At 68.2% G+C, this 9,403-nt stretch carries 11 protein-coding genes; 4 read left to right on the top strand and 7 right to left on the bottom strand.

The genetic code is table 11. The features are described 5' to 3' along the window. From VG502_RS05190 to VG502_RS05175, 4 genes are all read right to left on the bottom strand, one after another. A partial coding sequence (locus VG502_RS05190; RefSeq protein WP_325548960.1) for a hypothetical protein occupies positions 1-292 on the bottom strand: 292 nt, incomplete at its 3' end. Positions 293-580: 288 nt separating this feature from the next. Beyond that, the gene (locus tag VG502_RS05185; RefSeq protein WP_325548959.1) at positions 581-790 is read right to left on the bottom strand and encodes a dodecin; all 210 of its coding nucleotides are present in this window, start codon (positions 788-790) and stop codon (positions 581-583) included. A 129-nt stretch (positions 791-919) separates the two neighbouring features. Further along, positions 920-2,113 (bottom strand): 4-hydroxybenzoate 3-monooxygenase, encoded by a 1,194-nt coding sequence (locus VG502_RS05180; protein WP_325548958.1) that lies wholly within the window; start codon positions 2,111-2,113, stop codon positions 920-922. 70 nt (positions 2,114-2,183) lie between these two features. Further along, complete coding sequence (locus tag VG502_RS05175; protein WP_325548957.1) at positions 2,184-2,969, bottom strand: IclR family transcriptional regulator; 786 nt, start codon at positions 2,967-2,969, stop codon at positions 2,184-2,186. Positions 2,970-3,003: 34 nt separating this feature from the next. On the opposite strand from VG502_RS05175, the gene pcaH reads away from it, so the two are divergent. The 4 genes from pcaH to pcaDC are packed head-to-tail and all read left to right on the top strand — an operon-like array spanning position 3,004 to position 6,798. Further along, positions 3,004-3,798 (top strand): protocatechuate 3,4-dioxygenase subunit beta, encoded by a 795-nt coding sequence (gene pcaH, locus VG502_RS05170; protein ID WP_325548956.1) that lies wholly within the window; start codon positions 3,004-3,006, stop codon positions 3,796-3,798. A gap of 2 nt (positions 3,799-3,800) precedes the next feature. Beyond that, positions 3,801-4,358 (top strand): protocatechuate 3,4-dioxygenase subunit alpha, encoded by a 558-nt coding sequence (pcaG, locus tag VG502_RS05165; protein ID WP_325548955.1) that lies wholly within the window; start codon positions 3,801-3,803, stop codon positions 4,356-4,358. Continuing rightward, a complete protein-coding gene (locus tag VG502_RS05160; protein ID WP_325548954.1) occupies positions 4,358-5,602 on the top strand; it encodes a lyase family protein in 1,245 nt (414 codons plus the stop codon). The genes pcaG and VG502_RS05160 overlap by 1 nt, the downstream gene beginning before the upstream one ends. Then, the gene (pcaDC, locus tag VG502_RS05155) at positions 5,599-6,798 is read left to right on the top strand and encodes a bifunctional 3-oxoadipate enol-lactonase/4-carboxymuconolactone decarboxylase PcaDC (RefSeq protein ID WP_325548953.1); all 1,200 of its coding nucleotides are present in this window, start codon (positions 5,599-5,601) and stop codon (positions 6,796-6,798) included. The genes VG502_RS05160 and pcaDC overlap by 4 nt, the downstream gene beginning before the upstream one ends. A 20-nt stretch (positions 6,799-6,818) precedes the next feature. Here pcaDC and VG502_RS05150 read toward each other — a convergent pair whose 3' ends face one another. The 3 genes from VG502_RS05150 to VG502_RS05140 are packed head-to-tail and all read right to left on the bottom strand — an operon-like array spanning position 6,819 to position 9,360. Then, entirely contained in the window at positions 6,819-7,475 is a 657-nt protein-coding gene (locus VG502_RS05150) for a 3-oxoacid CoA-transferase subunit B (RefSeq protein ID WP_325548952.1), read from the bottom strand. Further along, the gene (locus VG502_RS05145; protein ID WP_325548951.1) at positions 7,472-8,167 is read right to left on the bottom strand and encodes a 3-oxoacid CoA-transferase subunit A; all 696 of its coding nucleotides are present in this window, start codon (positions 8,165-8,167) and stop codon (positions 7,472-7,474) included. The genes VG502_RS05150 and VG502_RS05145 overlap by 4 nt, the downstream gene beginning before the upstream one ends. Next, positions 8,164-9,360, bottom strand: coding sequence for a thiolase family protein (locus VG502_RS05140; protein ID WP_325548950.1), 1,197 nt, complete (start codon positions 9,358-9,360; stop codon positions 8,164-8,166). Before VG502_RS05140 ends, VG502_RS05145 begins: the two co-directional genes overlap by 4 nt. Positions 9,361-9,403 lie beyond the last annotated feature (43 nt).

The raw sequence follows: 9,403 nt of genomic DNA, 5'->3' as shown, positions 1-9,403 counted from the left end.
CCTGACCACCCTGGCTGCCCTGGTCGTCGCCACCGAAGCCGCCGCCCTGGCTGTCCTGACCACCCTGGCCCTGACCGCCACTGAAGCCACCGTCACCCTGACCCGAGTCCTGGCCACCCTGGTCGCCGCCGCCGAAGCCGCCGCCCTGGCTGTCCTGACCACCCTGGCCCTGACCGCCACCGAAGCCACCGTCACCCTGACCGGAGTCCTGACCACCCTGGCCCTGGTCGTAGCCCTGCCCGGACTGGCTGTCGCCGTCCTGGTTCTGCCCGAACTCGTCGTTCTGACTCATGGGTAATTCCCTTTCGTCGCGCGGATTCTTTGTCCGCCAGGTCAAGCCCCGGCGGCCTCCCACGCTATAAGCCCGCTTACGGGAATGTAACCGTCAAGACCTTCAAGACTTCTTAAAGAACTGATCAGTAATGCCCGCGAGGATGCGATGGACGTGGTACTCGCCCGCAGAAGGTACAGAACACGCCAGCATGCGACCTCAACAATCGCACACAACGGGTCGACCACGGGCCAACCGTGCGACCTAAAACCTGGCCGGCCCTACTCGCCGATCCCTACTCGTCGATCCCTACTCGTCGATGCGGAAGCCGACCTTGACCGTCACCTGCCAATGAACGACCTTGTCGCCGTCCAGTTGCCCGCGGATGCCCTGCACCTCGAACCAGTCGAGATTCCGCACCGTACTGCCCGCCCGGGACACCGCGTTGTTGATGGCACTCTCGATGCCTTCCGGTGACGTGCCGACGATCTCCGAAAGCCCGTAGGCGTGGTTGGCCATGATGTGCTCCCTTCGGGAGGCCCGGGTGGCCCCCGACGGCGCAATTCTTGTGGGTGCGCCGCTGCACGTCCAGCGTCATCACCGGCCGACCCGAGGATATGACCGAATTACGTTGGACCAGAATGGTGTTCACTTGCTCGTCGGCCAGCCCGTGTAGGCCTCAGCAAGATAGGTCGAGCCGGCGACGGACCCGGTGACCGAGGCCAGCTCGCCCTCCTGACGGCGCGTGTCGAACGGGGTGGCGTCGGGCAGGGTATGCAGCATCGTGGTCATCCAGTAGGAGAAGTGCTGTGCCTTCCACACGCGGGCGACGGCACGCTGCGTGTAGGTGACCAGCGGCGCCGGGTCGCTCGAGCGCACCGCGCGCTCGAGTTCCTCGGCGAGCACCCGCACATCCGCGAGAGCCAGGTTGAGCCCCTTGGCGCCGGTCGGTGGCACGGTGTGCGCCGCGTCGCCGGCGAGCGCCATCCGGCCGTGATGCATGGGCTCCTGCACGAAACTGCGGAAGGGCAGCACCGTCTTGGACGTGATCGGCCCCTCCTTGAGGCTGTAGCCGTTGGCACCCAAGCGGGTCTGCAACTGATCCCAGATGCGATCGTCGGACCAGTCGTCGACGTTCTCACTCGGATCGCACTGGAAATACATGCGTTGCAGCGTTTCGGTCCGCTGGCTGATGAGCGCGAACCCGTGCGGCGAGTGGTTGTAGATCAGTTCGGGCGCACTGGGCGGAGCCTCGGTCAGTATGCCGAACCACGCGAAGGGGTATTCGCGGAAGTACTGCGTGCAGTCCGCCTGCGGAACCTGATGCCGGCAAACACTGCGCGACCCGTCGGCCCCGACCAGGAAGTCCGCGCGCACCTCTCGTAGGACGCCGTCGGCGTCGGTGAATCGCATGACCGGCGAGTCGCCGGTCAGCTCGTCGACCGAGACGTCCGAGACGGAGAACCGCACGTCCCCACCGTCCCGCCGGCGTGCATCGGCGAGGTCCATGAAGACGTCGGTCTGCGGGTAGAGCTGGGTGGAAGCCCCTGCCAGGCCTTGGAAGTCGATGCGGTGTCCGCCGCCATCGAACGCGAGCTCGATGCCGTCGTGCCGGTAACCGTCCCGGTGCACCCGATCGGAGACACCCGTGTCGACCAGCAGGTCGACCGAGCCCTGCTCGAGGATCCCGGCGCGGTGGGCGTGCTCGATCTCCTCCCGGCTACGCAGGTCGATGACGACCGACTCGATCCCGGCACGGCTGAGCAGGTGCGAGAGCATCAGTCCGGCGGGGCCTGCTCCGACGATGCCGATCTGGGTACGTTCCGGGGTGCGTGTTGGCATGTCTCGCATTCTGGGGACGCGACGAGCGCCGGCGCCATGTGCTCCTTCCGTTCAGCGGAAGCAACCCGCCTCACACCGGCCGCAGACTCCGCCCGATGCCACGCGCAGCGACCTGCATCGCACTCACGAGTCGCGCCTGGTCCCGCTTGAGCGTCGGCACCACGACACCGAGGGAGGCCACCACCGACTCACCCACCCGCACGGGCACCGCCGCAGAGCACGCGCCCAGGCTCATCTCCTCCTGCGTCGTGGCGAAGTCATCTGCCCGCACCTTGTCCAGTTGCCGCTGCAACCGGCCCGGTTCGCTGATCGTGTAGCGGGTCACCCGTGGCAGATCCGAGAGGACCTGCCGGCGGAGCTCCTCCGGTGCGAAGGCGAGCAGGACCTTGCCAACTCCGGTGGCGTGCAACGGAAGTCGGGAGCCGACAGTGCTCACCACGGGCACCGACGCGTGCCCGGACAACCGCTCGACATACAACGCGTGCCGGCCGTCCCGGACAGCCAGGTGCACGGTGGCCAGGGTCGCGCCATACAGATCGTGCAGGTATGGCGCGGCGACCTCGCGCAACCCGGTGTTGACGGGGGCGAGCAGGCCGACGTCCCACAGGCGGCGGCCGACCACGTAGCCCGATGGTGTGCGCGCCAGGGCGCCCCAGTCGACGAGCTCGTTGACCAGCCGATGCGCCGTGGCCAGCGGAAGTTCGGAGCGAGCGGCGAGCTCACTCAGGCTGAGCTGGCGATGACGCTCGTCGAACGCTCCGAGCAGCGCTAGGGCACGGCTCGTCACCGAGCGTCCCGCGACGGAGGAGTTTCCGGCCATACCGATCATGTTTCCGGTCAGTGGAAGATCAAGCAAGCCGACGATGCTCCATCGCCGCTACCGTCGCAGCGTGACCGAGAACAAGAAGCAGTCCTCACCGACCGCCGACTCCGACTCGGCGTCGTCCAGCCAGGCGGACATCACGGCCGAAATCGCAGCCATTGCAAGCGATTACGCCGGTGGCACGGCGGTCGAGACGCAGCCCCGGTTGGACTACGCGCCATACCGCAGCAGTCTGCTGCGTCACCCCACCAAGGCGATCCAGCACGCCGACCCGGAGACGATCGAGCTCTACGCGCCCGTCTTCGGCCAACGCGACATCGGTGCCGCCGAGGCGGATCTGACCATTCAGGCGAGCGGCGAGCCGATCGGGGAACGCATCGTCGTCACGGGCCGGGTGCTCGATGGTGACGGACGGCCGGTGCGTCGCCAGCTCGTCGAGGTCTGGCAGGCGAATGCGGCAGGACGCTACATCCACTTGCGCGATCAGCATCCGGCGCCGATCGACCCCAACTTCACCGGTGTCGGCCGCACGATCACCGACGACGAGGGGCGTTACACCTTCACCACGATCAAGCCGGGTCCCTACCCGTGGAAGAACCACCACAACGCGTGGCGACCCGCGCACATCCATTTCTCGCTCTTCGGCACCGACTTCACCCAGCGGCTCGTGACCCAGATGTATTTCCCGGGCGATCCGCTCTTCGCGCTCGACCCGATCTATCAGTCCGTCGTCGACCCGGTGGCCCGCGAACGGCTGGTTGCCACCTACGACCACGACGTCACGCAGCACGAGTGGGCAACCGGCTACACCTGGGACATCGTCCTGACCGGCAGTCACCCCACCCCGATGGAGGAGAGCTGAACATGAGTCACCCAGCACCCACGCCAGGGCAGACGGTCGGCCCGTTCTTCGGCTACGCACTCCCGTATGACGGAGGAGGCGACCTCGTTCCGGTGAGTCATCCGCACGCCATACGGCTGCACGGCACGGTGTATGACGGCGCCGGCGAGCCGATCCCCGACGCGCTGATCGAGATCTGGCAGGCGGACGAAAACGGCGTGGTGCCACAGGATTCGGGATCACGGGCGAGGGATGGCTGGACGTTCACCGGCTTCGGCAGGGTGGCTGTCGATCCCGAGGGGCACTACTCGTTCACGACGGTTCGGCCCGGCCCGACCCGTGACGGCGCAGCCCCGTTCTTCGCGGTCACCGTCTTCGCGCGCGGACTGCTGCACCGGCTCCTGACCCGGGCCTACCTACCGCTCGATGACGCAGCCACCGCCGCTGACCCTCTTCTGTCGAAGGTGCCGCAGGACCGTCGCAGCACGCTCGTCGCACGCGCCGACGAGCACGGCCTGGTGTTCGACATACACCTGCAGGGCCGGGACGAGACGGTCTTCCTCGGCTTCGGCAGCGACTGATGGCCGACCTGCGCTGGCCGGGTGACCACCGGGCTGGAGACCACCTCACCGACGCGGAGCTGATCCGCGACATGCTGCGCGTCGAGGAGGCATGGCTGGCTGCCCTGGTCCGGGCCGGGGTCGCCCCCGCACTCGCTATTGTCGACGATCTCGAAAGCGTTGTCGGCGCAATCGATCCGCAGGACATCGCGGTGCAGGCGGAAGCCGGTGGCAACCCGGTCATCCCACTGCTCGGTCTGGTCCGCGACCGGCTGGCCGACGACCATCCGGAGGCGGGGAGATGGCTGCACCGTGGTCTGACCAGCCAGGACACCCTCGACACCGCGATCGTCCTCGGACTCCACCGGTGCGTCGGCTCGGTCCTGGAGCTGATCGACGACCAGGTGAGCGCGTTGACCGGACTCGCGGAGCATCATCGATCGACCGTCATGGCAGGTCGTACGCTCACCCAGCACGCGGTGCCGATCACGTTCGGGCTCAAGGCAGCTCAGTGGCTGCACGGCATACTCGATGCACGCGATGACCTGCGTGACGCACGCGATCGGCTGCCGGCCCAGTTCGGGGGTGCCGCGGGCACCTTGGCCGGTCCGAGTCTGCTGCTGCAGCTGACCGACGGAGCCGGTGACGCCGTCTCGCTGGCCCGGGTAGCCGCCGACCGGCTCGGCCTTCCCTGGTCACCGCCGTGGCACACCTCGCGTGCGCCGATCACCCGGGTGTCGGACGCCCTGACCCGAGCCACCGATGCCTGGGGGCGGCTCGCCCGTGACGTCCTCGTACTCGCCCGCCCCGAGATCGCCGAACTCGCCGAACCGGCGGAGGCCGGGCGTGGCGGGTCGTCCACCATGCCGCACAAGGTGAACCCGATCCTGTCGGTGCTGATCCGGCGGGCAGCCCTCACTGCACCCGGGCATGCCGCCCAATTGCACCTGGCTGCAACGGAATCCGTCGATGAGCGGGCAGACGGCGCGTGGCACACCGAGTGGTCGACGATCGCGACACTGGGTCGCCATACGGTGACGGCGGCCGCGCAGACAGCGGAACTGCTGGCCGGACTGCACGTCGACACCGGCCGGATGACCCGACTCGTCGAGTCGGCGGGCTCGATCCTGCTCGCCGAGCAACGCAGCCTCGCCGGTTTCGTCGGCGCGGCCGGCGACGACTTCGACCCCACCCATTACCTCGGCAGCTCGGACGCGATCATCGACGCGATCCTGGAGCGTGCCCGATCAGGAGGCTCCCGATGACCGTCCCCGCGATTACCGGAGTGCAGCTGGGCGGATCCGCCGAGCTGCCGCTCCTCGTCTGCGGGCCCTCGCTGGGCACCTCGGCGACGGCCCTGTGGTCGACCGCCGCTGAGTTGCTCGGCGGTGAATTCCATGTCGTCGCATGGGATCTGCCCGGGCACGGCTACAACACTGCAGCACCGGAGGGCTCGTTCACCATGGGCGAGCTGGCCGATGCGGTCCTCGCATTCGTCGACGGTGTCCTGGGCGAGCGGGGCGAGCCGGCCGGAAGCTTTCTGTATGCCGGCGACTCGGTCGGCGGCGCGGTCGGGCAGCAACTGCTGCTCGATCACCCCGAGCGGGTCCGTGCCGCCGTGATCGCGTGCAGCGTGCCCCGGTTCGCGGACACCGCCATGTGGCACGACCGGGCCGAAAAGGTCCGGACCTCAGGCACTCCCATCATGGTCGAGGGTTCCGCGCGCCGGTGGTTCGGTCCCGGGTTCCTCGAGCGGCAACCCTCTGCCGTGGCAGCGTTGCTGCATTCCCTGCAGGAAGCGGATCGCTTCGGCTACGCCGCGGTGTGTGATGCACTGGCCGACTTCGACATTCGCTCCGAGCTGCACCGCATCTCGGCGCCGGTGACCGCGATCGCCGGCGCGTATGACGAATCTGCGCCCGTCGCGAGAATGGCCGCACTCGCGCACGGAGTGGCCGATGGACGCCTCATCGTCCTCGATCGGGTCGGGCATCAGGCGCCGGTGGAGGCGCCGGAGGAGATCGCACGCGCCATCCGCGAGATCGCCCGAATCCCCATGGCTCCCACCACGATCGACGACCGGTCTGCCGCCGGCATGACTGTGCGCCGGGAGGTGCTCGGCGACGCGCACGTCGACAGGGCGACGGCCGCGATCACCGACCTGACACGCGACTTCCAGGAGTTCATCACCGACTACGCATGGGGCAGTATCTGGACCCGACCCGGTCTGGCACGACGCGACCGTTCGATCGCGGTCCTCACCGCCCTGGTCGCGCGCGGCCACCACGAGGAACTCGGGATGCACGTGCGCGCCGCGCGCACCAACGGGCTCACCGTCGAGGAGATCAAGGAGGTGCTGCTGCAGAGCGCGATCTACTGCGGCGTCCCCGACGCCAATACGGCCTTCCGCATCGCCCAACGCGTGCTGGATGACGCGGACGGCCGGGGCCCGAGTACCTGACCCGGTACGCCGTCAGCGCGTCACAAGCCGAGCCGCTGGGCGAGATCTGCGGCGCTCGTCCCCCAGGTCCGGCGGATGTGCGCACCATCCGGCCCCACGTCGATCACCGCCTCGTTGCTGTAGATCCGGCATACGCAGCCCACCCCGGTCAACGGGTAGGTGCACTCGCGCACCACCTTGGACTCACCCGTTTTGGTGAAGAGCGACATCATGACGAAGACCTGTCGGGCACCGATGGCGAGGTCCATGGCGCCGCCGACGGCGGGGACCGCGCCCGGTGCCCCGGTGTGCCAGTTCGCGAGGTCGCCGTGGGTCGAGACCTGGTAGGCGCCGAGCACACACACGTCCAGGTGGCCGCCGCGCATCATCGCGAAGGAATCGGCGTGGTGGAAGTACGCCGCTCCCGGAAGCTCGGTCACCGGGACCTTGCCGGCATTGGTCAGGTCGGGATCGACCGCATCCCCGACCGCCTTCGGGCCCATGCCCAGCATGCCGTTCTCAGTGTGCAGGGTCACCCGTTGCTCGGGTCGCAGGTGATCGGCGACCTTGGTCGGCTGGCCGATGCCGAGGTTCGCGAAGGCACCGGACGGGATGTCGCCGGCGACGACGGCGGCGAGCTCGTCCTTGTCGAGTGGTCCTCTGTCGAGCTGCTCGATGGTCTCGATGGCCTCACTCATCGTGCCCCCTCCACGGTGTACTGACGCGCGTCGACACGGACGATCCGGTCGACGTAGATCGACGGTGTGACAACGGCTTCCGGATCCAGCGAGCCGGTCGGGACCACTTCGCCGACCTGCACGATCGTGGTGGTGGCCGCGGTCGCCATCACCGGTCCGAAGTTGCGGGCCGTCTTGCGGTAGACCAGGTTTCCCAGCTGATCCGATCGATGCGCGGAGATCAGCGCGTAGTCGGCCTTGATCGGGTGCTCGAGCAGGTACTCGCGACCGTCGAAGACCCGGCTCTCCTTGCCCTCGGCGAGCGGTGTGCCGACGGCGGTCGGACAGTAGAACGGTCCGATGCCCGCCCCGGCGGCTCGCATCCGCTCGGCGAGGTTGCCCTGCGGAACGACCTCGAGCTCGACCTTGCCCGCGCGATAGAGCTCGTCGAAGACGTACGAATCGACCTGCCGCGGGAAGGAACAGACGACCTTGCGAACCCGGCCCGCCTTCAGCAGCGCAGCCAGGCCGACCTCGGCGTTGCCGGCGTTGTTGGACACGACGGTGAGGTCCTTCGCGCCCTGCCTGATGAGCCCGTCGATGAGGTCGAACGGCATACCTGCCAGGCCGAATCCGCCCACCAGCACGGTGGATCCGTCCTCGACGCCGGCCACTGCCTCGTCGACGGTTTCATAGACCTCGGCGGCACTCATGAGACCGCCTCGGGGTTCTCCAGGACGACGGCAAGTCCCTGACCGACGCCGATGCAGATCGCGGCGACGCCATACCGCTGCTTGTCCTCACGAAGCACCTTGGCGAGGGTCGCCAGGATGCGCCCGCCGGAGGCGCCGAGCGGGTGACCGATAGCGATCGCGCCACCACGCGTGTTGACGATCGCCGGATCGATCGGCCAGACACCCACGCACGCGAGCGACTGCACGGCGAACGCTTCGTTGAGCTCGACCGCACCGACCTGGTCCCAACCGATGCCCGCGCGGGCGAGTGCGCGGTTCGCGGCCTCAACCGGTGCGTAGCCGAAGGCTTGCGGCTCCAGCGCCATCGTGCCGCGCCCGACGATGCGAGCGATCGGGTCGACGCCGAGGGTCTTCGCTGCTGCTTCGGAGCCGAGCAACACCGACGAGGCTCCGTCGTTGAGCGGTGACGCGTTGCCGGCCGTGATCGTGCCGTCCGGGCGGAATGCGGGTTTCAGTCCCGCGAGCGACTCGACCGTGCTCGACGGCCGGATCGACTCATCGCGGACCACGGCGTCCCCCTTCGGGGGTGTCACCGGGGTGACGAGGTCGTCGTAGAAGCCGGATTCCCATGCGGCGTGGGCACGTTCGTGCGATCGGACCGCGAACTCGTCCTGCTGTGCACGCGAGATCCCGAAGCGCTCCTGCAGTTGCTCGTTGCCCTCGCCGAGGCTGACGGTCCACTCCTTGGGCATCGCCGGATTGACCAGCCGCCAGCCGAGCGTGGTCGACACGGCGGTCATGTCGCGCGCAGGGAAGGCACGATCCGGTTTGGGCAACACCCAGGGCGCGCGGGTCATCGACTCCACGCCGCCGGTGAGCACGATGTCGGCATCGCCGGTCTCGATCTGCCGGCTCGCCATCATCGCGGCGTCCAGTCCCGAACCACACAGCCGGTTGATCGTCGTGCCCGGCACCGAGGTCGGCAGGTCGGCAAGGAGTGCCGCCATCCGACCGACGTTGCGGTTCTCCTCCCCCGCGCCGTTCGCATTGCCCCAGACGACATCGTCGATCGCCGCCGGGTCGAGCCCCGGAACGTCGGCCAGGACCGCGCGAATCGCGTGCGCCGCGAGGTCGTCGGGGCGCACACCGGCAAGACCGCCGTTGAACTTGCCGAACGGCGTCCGCCGCGCTGCGTAGATGTATGCACTCATATAACGAAAGTACCGGGGTGCTCAGATATTCTGAAGTATCGCT

Origin of the sequence: Flexivirga sp. (assembly GCF_035551235.1) — a bacterium.
Taxonomy (GTDB): Bacteria; Actinomycetota; Actinomycetes; order Actinomycetales; family Dermatophilaceae; genus Flexivirga.
The sequence above is the reverse complement of the archived record's forward strand: the minus strand, read 5'-3'. Positions and strand labels throughout refer to the sequence as shown.

Coding starts and splice junctions, on each gene's coding strand:
- VG502_RS05160 (WP_325548954.1), top strand. CDS start 4,358: ATGGCCGACCTGCGCTGGCCGGGTGACCACCGGGCTGGAGACCACCTC.
- VG502_RS05180 (WP_325548958.1), bottom strand. CDS start 2,113: ATGCCAACACGCACCCCGGAACGTACCCAGATCGGCATCGTCGGAGCA.
- VG502_RS05140 (WP_325548950.1), bottom strand. CDS start 9,360: ATGAGTGCATACATCTACGCAGCGCGGCGGACGCCGTTCGGCAAGTTC.
- pcaDC (WP_325548953.1), top strand. CDS start 5,599: ATGACCGTCCCCGCGATTACCGGAGTGCAGCTGGGCGGATCCGCCGAG.
- VG502_RS05145 (WP_325548951.1), bottom strand. CDS start 8,167: ATGAGTGCCGCCGAGGTCTATGAAACCGTCGACGAGGCAGTGGCCGGC.
- pcaG (WP_325548955.1), top strand. CDS start 3,801: ATGAGTCACCCAGCACCCACGCCAGGGCAGACGGTCGGCCCGTTCTTC.
- VG502_RS05185 (WP_325548959.1), bottom strand. CDS start 790: ATGGCCAACCACGCCTACGGGCTTTCGGAGATCGTCGGCACGTCACCG.
- VG502_RS05150 (WP_325548952.1), bottom strand. CDS start 7,475: ATGAGTGAGGCCATCGAGACCATCGAGCAGCTCGACAGAGGACCACTC.